Annotated in this window: 12 protein-coding genes; 5 read left to right on the top strand and 7 right to left on the bottom strand. The window is 67.9% G+C overall.

From position 1 onward, the window contains the following. Nucleotides 1-17: 17 nt before the first annotated feature. The 4 genes from AC5Y7D_RS26120 to glf are packed head-to-tail and all read right to left on the bottom strand — an operon-like array spanning nucleotide 18 to nucleotide 4,597. Entirely contained in the window at nucleotides 18-968 is a 951-nt protein-coding gene (locus AC5Y7D_RS26120; RefSeq protein ID WP_499928672.1) for a decaprenyl-phosphate phosphoribosyltransferase, read from the bottom strand. Next, entirely contained in the window at nucleotides 965-1,504 is a 540-nt protein-coding gene (locus AC5Y7D_RS26125; protein ID WP_499928673.1) for a phosphatase PAP2 family protein, read from the bottom strand. The genes AC5Y7D_RS26120 and AC5Y7D_RS26125 overlap by 4 nt, the downstream gene beginning before the upstream one ends. Continuing rightward, nucleotides 1,497-3,404 (bottom strand): glycosyltransferase, encoded by a 1,908-nt coding sequence (locus AC5Y7D_RS26130; RefSeq protein ID WP_499928674.1) that lies wholly within the window; start codon nucleotides 3,402-3,404, stop codon nucleotides 1,497-1,499. Before AC5Y7D_RS26130 ends, AC5Y7D_RS26125 begins: the two co-directional genes overlap by 8 nt. Further along, nucleotides 3,401-4,597, bottom strand: a complete 1,197-nt coding sequence (gene glf, locus AC5Y7D_RS26135; RefSeq protein WP_499928675.1) for a UDP-galactopyranose mutase — start codon at nucleotides 4,595-4,597, stop codon at nucleotides 3,401-3,403. The genes AC5Y7D_RS26130 and glf overlap by 4 nt, the downstream gene beginning before the upstream one ends. 232 nt (nucleotides 4,598-4,829) lie before the next feature. On the opposite strand from glf, the gene AC5Y7D_RS26140 reads away from it, so the two are divergent. Continuing rightward, the gene (locus AC5Y7D_RS26140) at nucleotides 4,830-5,822 is read left to right on the top strand and encodes a hypothetical protein (RefSeq protein WP_499928676.1); all 993 of its coding nucleotides are present in this window, start codon (nucleotides 4,830-4,832) and stop codon (nucleotides 5,820-5,822) included. A gap of 275 nt (nucleotides 5,823-6,097) precedes the next feature. Beyond that, nucleotides 6,098-7,699 carry an N-acetylmuramoyl-L-alanine amidase gene (locus AC5Y7D_RS26145; RefSeq protein WP_499928701.1) on the top strand — a complete coding sequence of 534 codons (1,602 nt, stop codon included), beginning with the start codon at nucleotides 6,098-6,100 and terminating at the stop codon, nucleotides 7,697-7,699. Between the two features lie 38 nt (nucleotides 7,700-7,737). Here the strand turns inward: AC5Y7D_RS26145 and AC5Y7D_RS26150 are convergent, their stop codons facing one another. Then, nucleotides 7,738-8,115 carry a PE family protein gene (locus tag AC5Y7D_RS26150; RefSeq protein WP_499928677.1) on the bottom strand — a complete coding sequence of 126 codons (378 nt, stop codon included), beginning with the start codon at nucleotides 8,113-8,115 and terminating at the stop codon, nucleotides 7,738-7,740. Nucleotides 8,116-8,265: 150 nt separating this feature from the next. Here AC5Y7D_RS26150 and AC5Y7D_RS26155 point away from each other — a divergent pair, with 150 nt between their 5' ends. Continuing rightward, the gene (locus AC5Y7D_RS26155; protein ID WP_499928678.1) at nucleotides 8,266-10,296 is read left to right on the top strand and encodes a spermine/spermidine synthase domain-containing protein; all 2,031 of its coding nucleotides are present in this window, start codon (nucleotides 8,266-8,268) and stop codon (nucleotides 10,294-10,296) included. Here the strand turns inward: AC5Y7D_RS26155 and AC5Y7D_RS26160 are convergent. Together AC5Y7D_RS26160 and AC5Y7D_RS26165 are read right to left on the bottom strand one after the other, a co-directional pair. Then, complete coding sequence (locus tag AC5Y7D_RS26160; protein ID WP_499928679.1) at nucleotides 10,183-10,818, bottom strand: hypothetical protein; 636 nt, start codon at nucleotides 10,816-10,818, stop codon at nucleotides 10,183-10,185. The two genes, AC5Y7D_RS26155 and AC5Y7D_RS26160, sit on opposite strands and share 114 nt — an antisense overlap. A 46-nt stretch (nucleotides 10,819-10,864) precedes the next feature. Then, the gene (locus AC5Y7D_RS26165) at nucleotides 10,865-11,884 is read right to left on the bottom strand and encodes an AraC family transcriptional regulator (protein ID WP_499928680.1); all 1,020 of its coding nucleotides are present in this window, start codon (nucleotides 11,882-11,884) and stop codon (nucleotides 10,865-10,867) included. 73 nt (nucleotides 11,885-11,957) lie between these two features. Between AC5Y7D_RS26165 and AC5Y7D_RS26170 the strand changes: the two genes are divergently transcribed. Further along, nucleotides 11,958-13,271: a cytochrome P450 gene (locus AC5Y7D_RS26170; protein WP_499928681.1), complete on the top strand. Its 1,314-nt coding sequence runs from the start codon at nucleotides 11,958-11,960 to the stop codon at nucleotides 13,269-13,271. Nucleotides 13,272-13,351: 80 nt separating this feature from the next. Beyond that, nucleotides 13,352-14,839 carry a PE family protein gene (locus tag AC5Y7D_RS26175; protein WP_499928682.1) on the top strand — a complete coding sequence of 496 codons (1,488 nt, stop codon included), beginning with the start codon at nucleotides 13,352-13,354 and terminating at the stop codon, nucleotides 14,837-14,839. Nucleotides 14,840-14,844: the final 5 nt, after the last annotated feature.

Here is a 14,844-nt window from a genome sequence, read left to right on the forward strand (position 1 = left end):
GAGCCCTGAACCTTTCGCTAGCCGAAAGCAACAGCAGCACCAACTGTTGCGATCCACGCCAGGGCCAGCAGCTGCAGCACGCGGTCGCGCAGCGCGATGTCCTCGGGTTCCCCGGCCAATCCACCGTCGACGTCCACGGCGTAGCGCAGGATAGCGATGGTGAACGGGATCATCGAGACCGCGAACCACGAGCCCGAGTAGCGGTCGCGCTCGAACGCCCACAGCCCGTAGGACATCACCACCGCGGTGGCTGACAGCGTCCAGACGAAGCGCAGATAAGTGCTGGTGTAGCTCTCCAACGACTTGCGGATCTGGGCACCGGTGCGTTCGGACAGCTGCAGCTCGGCGTAACGCTTGCCGGCCACCATGAACAGCGACCCGAATGCCGCCGTCAGCAGGAACCACTGGGAGAGCGGGATGCCGGTGGCCGCGCCGCCCGCGATGGCCCGGATCAGATATGCCGACGACACGATGCAGATGTCGATCACCGCTTGGTGTTTGAGCCCGTAGCAGTACCCCAGCTGCATCACCAGATAGACCGCCATGACCACCGCCAGGTTCGGCGTCAGCCACCAGGACAGGCCCAGCGAGGCGGCACCCAGCACCACCGCCAATGTGTAGGCCAGCGAAGGGGGTACCACCCCGGCGGCGATGGGCCGGAAGCGTTTGGTGGGGTGCTCCCGGTCGGCCTCGACGTCACGCACATCGTTGATCAGGTAGATGGCCGAGGCCGCCAGGCTGAACACCACGAAGGCGATCGCGACCTTGATGCCCATGGAGCCCCAGTCGTAGGACACGACGTGGCCGGCCGCGTCGCGGGGGCGGGTGTGGTCGCCGCTGCCCGCCGCGGCCAGCGGCGCGGCCAGCACCAGCACGTTCTTGACCCATTGCCGCGGCCGGATGGCCTTGATCACCCCGGTCACCAAGTTCTTCGGGGGTCCACTCACTTCCACCAGATCGTCGCTCATCGCACCCACCTTTGTCGGGCCGCGCTGTCCACCCGGACGGCTGCTGCGGCAACCCCGGCACCGAGAGCCACGCCGGCGGCGACGTCGCTGGGATAGTGCACACCCAGCAGTATTCGCGACAGCGCCATCGGCGGTACCAGCACCACCGGCAGCGGCAGGCCCGTAATTCTGCCCAGCAGGATCGCCGCGGCCGTCGTCGACGTGGCGTGCGCCGACGGGAAACTGAGCCGACTGGGCGTACCGACGTTGACCATCACGGCCGGATGATGCGGCCGTTCGCGCCGTACCACCCGCTTGACCACCACGGCGGCGGCGTGCGCGGCGAAGGTGCCGGCGCCGGCCACCACCCAGTCCCGGCGGCGGCGGGGATCCAGCACCGCCCCCAGCAGGGCGAGGACCAGCCAGCCGATGCTGTGCTCGCCGAAATGCGACATGGCGCGGGTGACTGGAAGCACCCCTGGGCGCTGCGTCAGCGCCGCCTGGACGGCCACCATCGCTGCGACCTCACCACGCGGCGGGTCGGCCGGTTCATCCATGGCTGGCCGCGCCGACAGAATCGATGGGCAGCACCATCTCCCACTTCTGTTTGCTGGACAGCACGGGCAACGCCTCGCGGTATACCCGCCGCATCTCGTCGAAGCGGCGGGCCAGCTGGCGCTGCCGGCGCAGTGACTGCATCAGCAGGGAGACCATCTTGGCCCGGTCCCGCTGCCGGTAGACCACGCCGCAGCCGTCGGCGGTGGTGACGGTGACGCCGTCGACCGTGCAAAGCCGGAACCAGCGCGCGTCCTGCGTCGGCACGTTGAACTCGGGGCGCACGTGGTGAGCCGGGTCGGCGGCCTTGAGATTGTGCAGGATGCCGCGCGCCAGCCGGTAGCCGATCACCACCGGGTTCACCGGCGGCTTCATCACCGTGTTCTTGTGCAGTGGCGGCGGCAGCTCGCTGGCCGCCGGCAAGACCACCGCGTCCGGGTAGGCGGTGCGCATCTGCCGCACTTCCGGCAGCGCCGATTCCAGGATGGAGAAGATGTGCTCCGGACCGGCGAGAAAGTCGTCGATGGCCCTGTTCTGAATCTCGACCGTCGAATACTCAAGGCAGGCAAGGTGTTTCAGTGTCGCCTTGAGATGGCTGCGGACCAGCCCGGAGACAATGTTTTTTGGGCCGTCCCAGTGCATCGCGGCGACCACCAGTCGGTTGCGCAGGTGGAAATAGGCCTGCCAGTCGATCGCGTCGTCCTTGTCGCTCCAGGCCATGTGCCAGATGGCCGCGCCGGGCAGCGTGACGGTCGGATAGCCGTGCTCGGCGGCCCGCAACCCGTAGTCGGCGTCGTCCCACTTGATGAACAGCGGCAGTGGCTGGCCGAGCTCCTCGGCGACCTGCCGCGGGATCATGCAGGTCCACCAGCCGTTGTAGTCGACGTCGATGCGCCGATGCAGCAGCTTGCTCTTGTCCTCGCTGTCGTTGAGCGGGTACTCGGCGAAGTCGTGGTCGTACTCGGTATGCGGCGCGGCCGTCCACATGAAGTTGTTCCGGTCCACCACCTCGCCCATGATGTGCAGGTGGGACGGCTCCTGCAGGTTGAGCATCTGGCCGCCGACCAGGATGGGACTCTTGGCGAACCTGCTCATCGCCAGCACCCGCAGGATCGAGTCCGGCTCGATGCGGATGTCGTCGTCCATGAACAGGATCTGCTGGCAGTCGGTGTTCTTCAGCGCCTCGTACATGACCCGGCTGTAGCCGCCCGATCCGCCCAGGTTGGGCTGGTCGTGGATGGACAGGCGGTTGCCCAGCCGGGCGGCCGCGGCCGGGAAGTCAGGGTGGTCGCGTACCTTGCGGGTGCCCTGATCGGGCACGATCACCGCGCCGATCACCTCGTCCACCAATGGGTCGACGGTGATCTCCCGCAGGGCGTTCACGCAATCTGACGGACGGTTGAAGGTGGGGATGCCGACGGCGACGTTAGGGGTGCCCGGCGCCGGGACGGCGGCATACCAGCCGCCGCTGAGCAGGGTGACCTTCGTGTCGGTGGTGATGTCGAACCAGATCCAGCCGCCATCCTCGAACGGCTGCAACCCCACTTCGATCTCGAGCACCGCCGGGGCCTCTTCGGTGCCACCGAATGCTCGTCCCTCGATGAAGATCCGGGCGCCGGTGGCCTTGGTCCGATACAGGTCCACGCGCCCGCTTCCGGTGAGCTCGACGCGCAGCACCACCGATGTGCAGATCGACCAGCGCCGCCAGTAGCTGGCCGGGAACGCGTTGAAGTAGGTCGCAAACGACACCTCGGATTCGCCGCCGATCTGCAGCGAGGTCCGACTGGTGGCGTGCGCGCGGCGGGAGTTGGTGGTCGACTCCTCGAGGTACAGCTTGCGTACGTCGAGCGGTTCGCCGGGACGCGGCAGGATGATGCGCGACAACAGGCTTACGGCACTCATGCCGATGCTCCTTCAGCCAGGGGCGCGCCGTCCCGCAGGTGCGGCGCGAGGAGGTTCTCGTACATGGTCAGAGCGCTGGCAATGGCCATGTGCATATCCAGATACTGGTAGGTGCCCAAGCGCCCACCGAACAGCACCTTCGCCGCCGCGGTCTCGGACTTCGCCCTCGCCCGGTAGGCGGCCAGCAGGGCGCGGTCGGCCTCGGTGTTGATCGGATAGTAGGGCTCGTCGTCGTCCCCGGCGAACCGGGAGTACTCGCGCATGATCACCGTCTTGTCGGTCGGGTACTCGCGCTCGGGGTGGAAGTGGCGGAACTCGTGGATGCGGGTGTAGGGCACGTCGGGATCGTTGTAGTTCATCACCGGGGTGCCCTGGAAGTCACCGCAGTCGGCCAGGACTTCCAGCTCGAAGTCCAGGGTCCGCCAGCCCAGCCTGCCTTCCGCGTAGTCGAAGTAGCGGTCCAGCGGCCCGGTATAAACAACCGGGGCCTCGGGACTGGCGGCGCGCAGCCCGTCGCGCACGTCGAACCAGTCGGTGTCCAGCCTGACCTCGATGCGGTCATCGGTGGCCATTCTCTGCAGCCACGCGGTGTAACCGTCCACCGGCAGGCCTTCGTAGGTGTCGCTGAAGTAGCGGTTGTCGAAGGTGTAGCGCACCGGCAGGCGGGTGATGTTGGCCGCCGGCAACTCCTTGGGGTCGGTCTGCCACTGTTTGGCGGTGTAACCCTTGACGAAAGCCTCGTACAGCGGGCGGCCGATCAGCGAGATGGCCTTCTCCTCCAGGTTCTGCGCGTCGGCGGTGTCGATCTCGGCCGCCTGCTCGGCGATCAGCTTGCGGGCCTCGTCCGGGCTGAAGTACCTGCCGAAGAACTGCGACACCAGGCCCAGGCCCATCGGGAACTGGTAGGCCTGCCCGTTGTGCATGGCGAACACCCGGTGCTGGTAGCCAGTGAAGTCGGTGAACTGCCGGACGTACTCCCATACCTTCTTATTTGAGGTGTGGAAGAGATGCGCGCCGTACTTGTGGACTTCGATCCCAGTCTGCGGTTCGGCTTCGGAATAGGCGTTACCGCCGATGTGCGGGCGCCGCTCGACAACAAGGACCCGCTTGTCGAGTTGGGTGGCCACGCGCTCGGCGATCGTCAGGCCGAAAAATCCGGAGCCGACGACAAAGAGGTCGTATCGAGCGGTCATCGGTTGCCTAGGGTATCCGACCTTGCTGCCAAAACCCGACTTGGCGGGTCGGCCCGGGCCGGGTTTTCCCAGGTCCGGCCCGAACAGGCGCGCGCCGGCGGGTGAACGTCACACCTGAGACCCACTCACCTCACGATTCGGTATCGCCACACTAGTCACACCAATCTCACTCGTACCATCGGTCATGTGGGTCTCCGACCCGACTTCACTAATCCAGATTGAGGAGACTTCCGTGCCGAACCGACGCCGACGCAAGCTCTCGAAGACCATGAGCGCGGTCGCCGCCCTGGCCGTCGCAAGTCCTTGTGCCTACTTCCTTGTCTACGAGTCGACCGCCGACACCAAGCCGGTGGAGCACCACGAGTTCAAGCGGGCGGCCAGCGTCGCCGACCTTCCGAATGAGTTGATCTCCGCCCTGTCGCAAGGACTGTCGCAGTTCGGGGTCAACCTGCCGCCGGTGCCCGCGCTCGGCGGTACCAGCGGAGCAAGCACCGGGCTGGGCACCACCGGCCTGGGGACCACTCCGGGCCTGGCCAGTCCCGGCCTGGGCACCACCGGATTGGGCACCACTCCCGGGCTGGCCAGCCCGGGTCTGACGCCGGCCACGCCCGGCTCACTCGCCCTGCCCGGCACCACCCTGACGCCGCCGACGGCCGCGACGGGAACGGGCGTCAACCCCGCACTGACCAGCCCCACCGGGGTGGCTCCCGGTTTGACGAGCCCGTCCGCGCTGAGCCCGGCCACCGCCACCGGTGAGGTGCCGATCAGCGCGCCGGTCGGCCTGGACCCCGGCGCCGACGGCACGTACCCGATCCTGGGTGACACCTCCGGACTCGGGGGCGGCGGCACCGGCCTGTCGCCGGTCAGCCCGGCGGCCACCGGCGGTAGCGGTGGCGGCGGGCTGGTCAGCGACTTGATGCAGGCCGCCAACCAGCTGGGTGCCAGCCAGGCCATCGACCTGCTGAAGGGCCTGATCATGCCGGCGATCATGCAGGGCGTGCAGGGCGGTGCCGCGGGAGCTCCGGCGGCGGCGGGCGCCACGCCCGCGCTGCCCGGCGTGCCCGCGGCGGCGGGTGTGCCCGCGCTGCCGGGCGTGCCCGCATTGCCCGCAGCCGGCGCACCGGCCGCGCCGGCCGTGCCCGCGTTACCGGCGGCGGCGGCACCTGCGGCCGCAGTGCCGGCGGCACCGGTGGCGGCGGTGGTAGCGGAGGCGCCACCGGTCTAGCCGCCCGTTTATGAAGCCTGTCACGTGACGGCACCGCAGAGCGCGCGCTGGACCGGGCCCCGGCAACCCGCCCAGCCATCATTCCTCTGCGGTGTCGTCGACAGCTCGGCATCCCCCTCGCGAGCAGACGCGAAATCGCGCGGGAGCATGCGCTCCGATGCGATTTCGCGTCTGCTCGCCAAAAAAACTTGACCCGCACCTGGGCCGTGTCGCCTCACCAGAAACATTAGACACACACGTAACATCAACGGGTGTCCCGCGGTCGCGCACCCACGATGTTGCTCACCGCCGCCCTGGCGACCGTCGTCATTGTGTCGTGGGTGCTCATGCGCCCGCCCACCGGCGTCCATCCGTCACCGCCGGCACGCGACACCCAACTTGCCGAGCAACCGCTGATCGGCCTCGGCGGCGGCGTCACCGTCCGCGAACTGACCCAGCAGACCCCGTTCGCGCTGGTCGCGCTGACCGGGGACCTGGCCGGCACCTCGGCGCGCGTGCGGGCCAGGAAGTCCGACGGCACCTGGGGCCCCTGGTACCAGGCCGAGTACCAGACTTCGGCGCCCGACCCCGGCACCTCGGCCGGGCCGGCCAACGAGCCGCGCAGCACCGAGCCGGTGTTCGTCGGCACCACCACCAGCGTGCAGATCGCCGTCACCCGCCCCGTCGACGCGCCGGTGACGCAGCCGCCGCCCACGCCGGCGCAGCAGGGCGGCCTGGGCTACCGGCCGGCCACCAAGGAGCAACCGTTCGGGCAGAACATCAACGCGATCCTGATCTCGCCACCCCAGGCACCCGCCGAAACGCACTGGACTCCACCGACCGGCGTCACCATGCCTGGCCAGGCACCGCAGATCATCAGCCGGGCGGAGTGGGGCGCCGACGAGTCGCTGCGGTGCGGCAGCCCCGAATACGACCGGGGCGTGCGCGCGGCGGTGGTTCACCACACCGCCGGCAGCAACGACTACTCACCGCTGGAATCGGCCGGGATCGTCAAGGCGATTTACACCTACCACAGCAAGACGCTGGGCTGGTGCGACATCGCGTACAACGCGCTGGTCGACAAGTACGGCCAGGTCTTCGAGGGCAGCGCCGGCGGCCTCACCAAACCGGTGGAGGCTTTCCACACCGGCGGCTTCAACCGGGACACCTGGGGTGTGGCCATGCTCGGCAATTTCGACGACGTGCCGCCCACCCCGGTGCAGATTCGCACGGTGGGACGGCTGCTGGGCTGGCGGCTCGGGATGGCCGAGGTCGACCCGAGAGGCACGGTGGAGCTGGAATCCGCGGGCGGCTCCTACACCACCTTTCCCAGCGGCGCGATCGCGAAGCTGCCGGCCATCTTCACCCATCGTGACGTGGGCAATACCGACTGCCCGGGTAATGCCGCCTATGCGTTGATGGACGAGATCCGGGACATCGCCGGGCATTTCAACGATCCGCCGGAGGAACTGATCAAGGCGCTGGAGGGCGGTGCCATTTACGAGCACTGGCAGGCGATGGGTGGGATGAACAGCCCGCTGGGCGCACCGACTTCGCCGGAGGCCGACGGCGCGGCCGGATCGCGTTTCGTCACCTTCGCCAAGGGCGCCATGTACTGGTCAGCGGCCACCGGGGTGCAGCCGGTCACCGGCGCCATCTACGACGCCTGGGCGGCGCAGAGTTACGAGCACGGTCCGCTCGGGTTGCCGACCAGCGCCGAGATCCAAGAACCACTGCAGATCACCCAGAACTTCCAGCACGGGACGCTGAACTTCGAACGGCTCACCGGCAACATCACCCAGGTCCTCGACGGGATCACCACACCGCTGTCCACCCAACCGCCGAGCGGCCCGAACGTGCCGCCCGAGCATTTCTCGTTGCCGGCGCACCCGGCCTGAGGCCGACGCCGCGGCCGCTGGCACCGCGATATCGCCCGCTATCCGCCGCCACCGGCCGGGCTGGTGTCGTTCGGGATCGGCTGAAGGCTCTGCAGGGAAGCGCGAGCTGCCTGCCTGGCTGCAAGCCAGGCGGCGAACTCGTTCTCGGCGGCCTCATACAGTTCTGCAGCACTCGATACGGCCTGCACGAACCCGGCGTGAAAATTCGCCAGTTGGGCACTGAACAACTCATAGGCTTTGCCGAAATCGGAGAAAACCGACGCGATGCTTACCGAAACCTCGTCCAAACCGGCTGCACCCAGGCCAGTGATCGGTCCCGTGACCGCCGCATTGGCCGCGCTCAGCGCCATGCCCATGCGCTCCAAATGGGTAGCCGCCGCCGACAACGTCTCCGGCTTCACAACCAACACCGCCACGCGAACTCCTACCAACGCAAAGTACGACTTCACATGATCTTGGGCGAGACCATCGCTGGAAAACTTGATTTCGCCAGAAGTTCGACCAAAGTATGGCCTGCGTTATCTCTGCGTCGAGGCTGGGCTGTGGCCCGGTTTACTCTACGACCTGTGCCCGACACGCCATACCTGACTATCGACCTCGACCGGGTACGCGGCAATTTCAGCGCGCTGCAGGCCGCGCTGCCCGGCGCGGAGATCCGCTACGCCGTCAAGGCGAACCCCGCCGCGCCGATTTTGCGGTTGCTCGCTGCCGAGGGAGCGGCATTCGACGTCGCTTCGGTGGGTGAGGCCGGTGCCTGCCTCGCCGCGGGCGTCGACGGCGATCGGCTGGCCTTCGGCAACACCGTCAAGAAGCCGGCGGCGGTGGCGGCGGCGTATGCGCGCGGGGTCCGCCTGTTCGCCTTCGACACCGAGCACGACGTGACCGTGCTGGCCGAGCACGCCCCCGGGGCGCGGGTGGAATGCCGGATAGCCCCGGCCTTTCCGTCGTCGGTGACCCCGTTCGGCGACAAATTCGGGTGTGCGCCCCGGCAGGCCGCCGCCCTGCTGCGCTACGCGCGCTCGCTCGGGCTGACGGCCCAGGGCGTCAGCTTTCACGTCGGCTCACAGCAGCTCGACGTGTCCGCGTGGGACCTCGGAATCCGTTGTGCCGCTGCCATATTCGCTGAAGTAGCCGATCTGACCACGATCAACGCCGGCGGCGGGTTCCCGCTTCCGTACGCGGTCGGCGCACCGGACCCGGAGGTGGTCACCGCTGCCATTCGGTCGGCGCTGGCACGGCATTTCGGTTCTGGGGCACCACAATTGGCGGTGGAGCCGGGCCGGGTGATCGTCGGTTCCGCCGGCACCATCGCCTGCGAGGTCGTGTCGGTGCGCACCGGTACCGACGGGCGACGCTGGGTGTATCTCGACGTCGGCCGCTACAGCGGGCTGGCGGAAACCGAGAACGAGTACATCCGCTACCGCCTGCGTACGCAGCGCGACGCTGACCCTCGCGCGGACGCCGTGCTGGCCGGACCGACGTGCGACGGGGACGACGTGCTCTACCAGTGCTATCCGCTGCCGGTGACGCTGCGGCCCGGCGACCAGGTCGAGATCCGCGACGCCGGCGCCTACACCGCAAGTTATGCATCCGTGGAATTCAACGGGTTCGCGCCGCTGCCAACGTATTGCGGATCCGGCGGCACGATGGGCCGGACGATTGTCGAGCCGCTGGCACCGGGACTCACCCGCAGTTGGACGCTGTCAGAGGTGCTCTGCGACGTGCGGACCGAGTACCAGGAGCTGGTCATCGGCCGCACCGAGCAGGGTGTGGCGCTGTTCAGCGACGGCGAACGCCAGAGCACCGAGTTCAGTCAGCTGGTTTACCACGAGGCACTGCTGGTGCCCGCGCTGCTGTTGGCCGGCCGCGTGGAGCGGGTACTGGTCATCGGTTCCGGGGAAGGTGTGGTGAGTCAGCTGGCCGTCGCCGCGGGAGCGACGCACGTCGACCACGTCGACATCGACCGCCAAGCGGTGCGACTGTGCGCCGACCACCTGCCCTACGGCTACTCGGCGGACGAATTGCGCAGGGCCGAAGCCGGATCCGGTCCGATCACCATGCACTACCGGGACGGCTGGGACTTCGTGGAACGGTCCACGTCGTCCTACGACATCGTGGTGGTCGACCTGCCCGACGAGCGATCCGATACGGCACAGCACAATCGCCTCTACGGGACCGCCTTTCTGCAGCGGTGCCGCGCGATCGGACGGGTGGTCGTCGGCCAGGCGGGCTGTCCGACCCTGTGGCGCAACCAAACGCTGGTCTCGTCCTGGCGGCGCTTCCGCGAAACATTCGGCACCGTGCTGTATTTCGGCAGCGACGAGCATGAATGGGCGTTTCTGTCCGGCCTTTCGGATGCCGTCGCGGACCCGGTTTCGCTGATGACCGGCCGGCTGACCACCCTGCCGTATCGGCCGCAGACCATCGACACCACCGCACTTATCGCAGCCACCGTCCCGCCGAGAACGCTGCGGGACGCTTCGTCAGCGCCGGGACGTGGCGCGGTCGCGGAGCCCGCGCAACATTCCACGTTCCATCGCGAAGTGCGGAATGTCGAAGAAGGCCATTCCGGCCATGCCTCCGGTGCCACGGGCTAGCAGGCGCGTCGTACCGTTCTGCGGAAGTAGGTAGAACGCCCAGGAAGCGAAGGCCTTCTCGCCGCGTTGCACCCGCTCGAAGTCAGGCCGCGACATCAACACCAGATGCGACTCGGGCTCGACCGCCGCGACCACCTGGCCGGCGGTGCGGCCATAACGGCGGGCCAGCCAGACGGTGTCGCCGACGTTCAGACTCTGCCATTCCGGATGCACGGTCTGGGCGTTGTGAATCCGCGTGCCCGCCAAGCGCTCCAACCAGTCGTAGCTGTAGAAGCCGCCGCGATCCTCACCGATCTGGGCCAGCCACGGCCAGATCGCCGCCGGCGGCGCGGCGATCGTGATCCCCCGGGTGGTGCGCAACGCGCCCGGCTGCACCAGTTCGTCGCCGGGGAGTTCGGCGACGACTTCTTCGTCGGTGGCACCCCAGTTGTACATCAGTGGCCGTCCCACCCAGTTGTAGAGGCCGACGAGGCCGCCGGCGGTCATCAGGGCGCCCAGCAGCGGCCGCTGCTTACCGGTCATAGAGCCGACGCTAACGGGGCCCCACGCCGTCGGGCAGAGGCTTAAGTCACCGGCGCCTGGTGGGCGGATGCCCATTCCACCGGACGTGTGCCCTGGTGAACGCCGCGGTTTCCGAGTACCCGAGTCGACGCGCGGTCTCCGCCACGGTGAGCCCGGACTTGAGCAGCTCGCCGGCCAGGGTGGCCCGCACCTCGTCGAGCAGTGCCCGGTAGCTGGTGCCCTCGCCGGCCAACCGGCGGTGCAGAGTGCGCTCGGTGATGCACAACTCCCTGGCGACCGTCGCCATCGACGGAATGGCCGCGGAATCCTGCACGAGCCGGTTCCGGACGGCCGCCGAGATCCCGCGCCGCGTGCGCCGCCGGTTCAGCAGCTCTTCACATTGGCGGATGCAGACCGCCGCGGTTTGCGCGTCGGCGGCGGGCATGCTGCGGCTCACCAGGTCGGCCGGCATCACCAGCGCGTTGCGCGAGCCGCTTTCCACCGCCACCGTCAGATTGTCGAACTGCACCGTCTCGAGGGGCAGCCGCAGCTCCGCCAGCTCCATGCGCGCCGTCACCGGGCTGGTATTGGCTCCCAGCAGCAGCGGTAAGAGCCGCAGCATGATGGCGAAATCGCGTTCGATCACGAATCGCCGGACGTCGCGCGGAATGCGGCTGTCGTCGAAGACGATGACCGCTTCGGCGGCGGTCACCTCCGGGGCGACGAGGCACAGGTACGAATCGGTCAGGGCGGCGTAGCGGCACGCGACGTCGATGGCGTCACCGAAGGTGGGGCTGGACATGAGCGCGTAGCCGAAGATCCCGGTGTCGGCGAGGTTGTACTGCATCCCGGTTTCCATGCCGAGCCCAGGCCGGTCACCGAGCCGGCCGATGACGTTGCGGATCATCGTCAGCTCCTGGCCGGCGTAGACCTCGGAGGCCGGGTCCTGGACGTCCGCCGCGTTCAGTCCGGTTCCGGCAAGGCACACCGTCGGGTCGAGTCCGTGACGCCGGCCGGTTTCCAGGATGTGCCTGGCTGTGGCCGAAGACAGCGCGACGTCCCACGCGGGGACCACCGCAGCGGGCATGCGTCCGAAAGTATCAAATCTCTGTCCGATTCGGCCATTACCGGCGCATCGCCCCGCTCCTACCGTCGTTGTCATGGCAACCGATCTGCTCAAGCCGGCACCCAGGGCACTCATCTCGGCCGCACGCAGCTCGGTGGCCGACCTCTGGCGTCCGGTCGCCGTCGGCGGGTACCGCGATCTGCGTCGGCCCCGGCCGCATGCCACGCCCGCGTCGGTGCCGCGCACCGCGTTCGACCCCACACTTGCCCACAACATCGCCGACCCGTATCCCGAGCTGCGGCGCCTGCGCGAGCACCGGGTGATGGTCAACGAGCGACTCGGTGTCTGGATGCTCGGGCGCTACGACGACGTACACACCATCGTCCGGGACAGCGAGTCGTTCACGTCGAGGGACGGCATCATGCTGCGTTCGTTCGTGGCCAGCATGGTGATCTTCACCGACCCGCCCGACCACACCCGGTTGCGGCACATCGTCGCGCCGCTGTTCAGCAAGCGTGCGGTCCAGGCGTGGCAGGGCGATATCCGGTCGCTGGCCCACGCGGCGATGGCGGATCTGCGCAACGGCGACGTGATCGACATGGTCCCGGCACTGACCATCCCGATGCCGATCAACGTGATCGCGCGCATCCTCGGGATTCCGCGGGACCAGTGGCCGGCATTCCGGGCGGTGTCGGAACGGTTTGCCCAGATGTTCAGTCCCCGGTCCCTGCCGGAGATCGTGCGGCTGATGGGATCGGCGATGCAGGCGTACCTGCGGTTGCGCAGCTTCGCTGACGCCGAACTACGTTCGCGGGCAGCCGCACCCACCGACGACCTGTTGACCCGGCTGCGGGCGGCGATCGCCGCCGGGGAACTGAGCGACCACGAGGCATTTCTCTACGTGCTGGTCCTGCTGGTGGCCGGCAACGAAACGACGACCAACCTGCTGGGCGTGCTGCTGGTACAGCTGGCGCAAGACCCCGACCTGTTCGCCGAATTGAAGGCTGACCGCACCCTGCTGCCCGCGGCCATCGAAGAGACCGCCCGCTGGGGTGCCCCGGTGCAATGGGTGACTCGAACCGCCACCACCGACGTCCGGATCGGCGATACGGCAATACCAAGAGGCGCAAGGACGTTGCTGTTCTACGCGGCAGCCAACCGGGATCCGGCCAAGTTCGCCGACCCGGACCGCTTCGACCTCCGCCGCAACACCACCGGACATCTCGCTTTCGGGCACGGGTTGCACTTCTGTCTGGGCGCGCACCTGGCCCGCCTGGAGGCGGCGACGGCGATCGACTCCCTGCTCGACGAAGTCGACGGCCTCGAACTGGCCGGCCCGGTGCGATGGAGCACCACGCCGTCGTTGCGCGGGCCGGTTTCGGTGCCGCTGCGTCTCATTCGGCGCTGAAATAGCCGAATCCTCAGCGCCCGAATGCCGCCGCACACTACGCTGCAATTGGCGGGGATGTCGTTCGAGGGGATACGACGATGTCGTATTTGGTCACAACACCGGATTGGGTAACGACTAGCGCCGGAAACCTGGCGAGTATCGGCTCAGCGCTGCAGGAGGCGACCGCGGCGGCGGCCGGCCCCACCGACGGGATCGCGGTTGCCGCCGCGGACGAGGTGTCGGCCGCTGTCTCGCGACTGTTCGCCAACTACGGCCGAGAGTTTCAGGCGCTCAGCGCCCAGGCAGCCGCTTACCACGACGCATTCGTGCGGTTGCTCAACAGCGGCGCGACGGCCTATGCGCGCGCCGAAATCGCCAATGCCGGAACCGTTCTCGGCAATTCAGCGGCCGCGGCAGACACCGTTCCGGGCGCCGCCTACGGGCGACTCGCCACCAACACGGCCGCCAACCTGCAAGCGTTGGGCAGCGCCTGGTCCGCGGACCCGTTTCCGTTCCTGCGCCAGTTCGCGGCCAATCAGCAGGTTTACGCGCAGCAGAGCACCGCCGCGGTCGCGGGCGCCATCCAGAACTTCCCCGCCAACCTCGCCAATCTGCCGGTCAGTCTCCAGGCGGCCATCCAGCAGGCCGCGTCCTTCGATGCCGCGTTCTACACACAACAGTTCATTGCCACCCAGACCGGTTTCGCCCAGACGTTCCTCACCTCGGCCGGCAACGGGATCAGCGGCTTGGTGGCCGGGCTGCCGAAGTTCGGCTCGCAACTCCAACTGGCCTTCGCAGACCTGCTCACGGGCAACTACACCGGCGCCGTGTCCGACGTGGGACTCGGCATGGCGAATCTTTTGGTCACGGGCGTGGACCCCGGTCCGGTGACCATCACCGCGAATCTGCCGATCGGGTTCACCGCCGCACTGAGCCCTAGGCTGCTCGGCCCACTGGGTGACTTGTTCACCATCATGAACCTGCCCGGACAAGAAGCGCAGTACCTGACAAATCTCATCAGTCCGCCCCTGCTGCGACAGGTCGCCCAGAACTTCACCAACGTGCTCAATACCCTGACGCGGCCCACTATTTCGGTGGTTCTGAGCCAGCCATTGACCGCTCCGGGAACACTGAGCACCTTCTTCGGCCTGCCGCTGGTTGTCACCTACGCGGCGGCGGGCGGGCCGTTCTCCGCGCTCAACGCGCTCGCCACCAGTGCCGAAACGTTCGAGCAGGCCCTGACGACCGGAAATCTGCTGGGCGCGTTCGGCACGTTGGTAGATGCCCCGGCCAACGCTGTGGACGGATTCCTGAACGCGCAAAACATTCTCGACACCGTGGTCCAGGTGCCGACCAATCTGCCGTTCGGGCTACAACCGCAGACTGTGACGATCACCCTGCACCTGCCGGTCGACGGAATCCTGGTCCCTCCCCATCCGGTGACGGCGACCGTCGACCCTCATCTACCCGGGATCATCGACCCGGTCAACGTGACCGTCTTCGGGACGCCGTTCATGGGACTGGCCCCGCTGCTGATCAACTACGTGCCACAGCAGCTGGCCCTGGCGATCAAGCCGGCCGCGTAGCGCAG

Source organism: Mycobacterium sp. NGS49, assembly GCF_059812565.1.

Coding starts and splice junctions, on each gene's coding strand:
- AC5Y7D_RS26120 (WP_499928672.1), bottom strand. CDS start 968: ATGAGCGACGATCTGGTGGAAGTGAGTGGACCCCCGAAGAACTTGGTG.
- AC5Y7D_RS26125 (WP_499928673.1), bottom strand. CDS start 1,504: ATGGATGAACCGGCCGACCCGCCGCGTGGTGAGGTCGCAGCGATGGTG.
- AC5Y7D_RS26130 (WP_499928674.1), bottom strand. CDS start 3,404: ATGAGTGCCGTAAGCCTGTTGTCGCGCATCATCCTGCCGCGTCCCGGC.
- glf (WP_499928675.1), bottom strand. CDS start 4,597: ATGACCGCTCGATACGACCTCTTTGTCGTCGGCTCCGGATTTTTCGGC.
- AC5Y7D_RS26145 (WP_499928701.1), top strand. CDS start 6,098: ATGTTGCTCACCGCCGCCCTGGCGACCGTCGTCATTGTGTCGTGGGTG.
- AC5Y7D_RS26160 (WP_499928679.1), bottom strand. CDS start 10,818: ATGACCGGTAAGCAGCGGCCGCTGCTGGGCGCCCTGATGACCGCCGGC.
- AC5Y7D_RS26165 (WP_499928680.1), bottom strand. CDS start 11,884: ATGCCCGCTGCGGTGGTCCCCGCGTGGGACGTCGCGCTGTCTTCGGCC.
- AC5Y7D_RS26170 (WP_499928681.1), top strand. CDS start 11,958: ATGGCAACCGATCTGCTCAAGCCGGCACCCAGGGCACTCATCTCGGCC.
- AC5Y7D_RS26175 (WP_499928682.1), top strand. CDS start 13,352: ATGTCGTATTTGGTCACAACACCGGATTGGGTAACGACTAGCGCCGGA.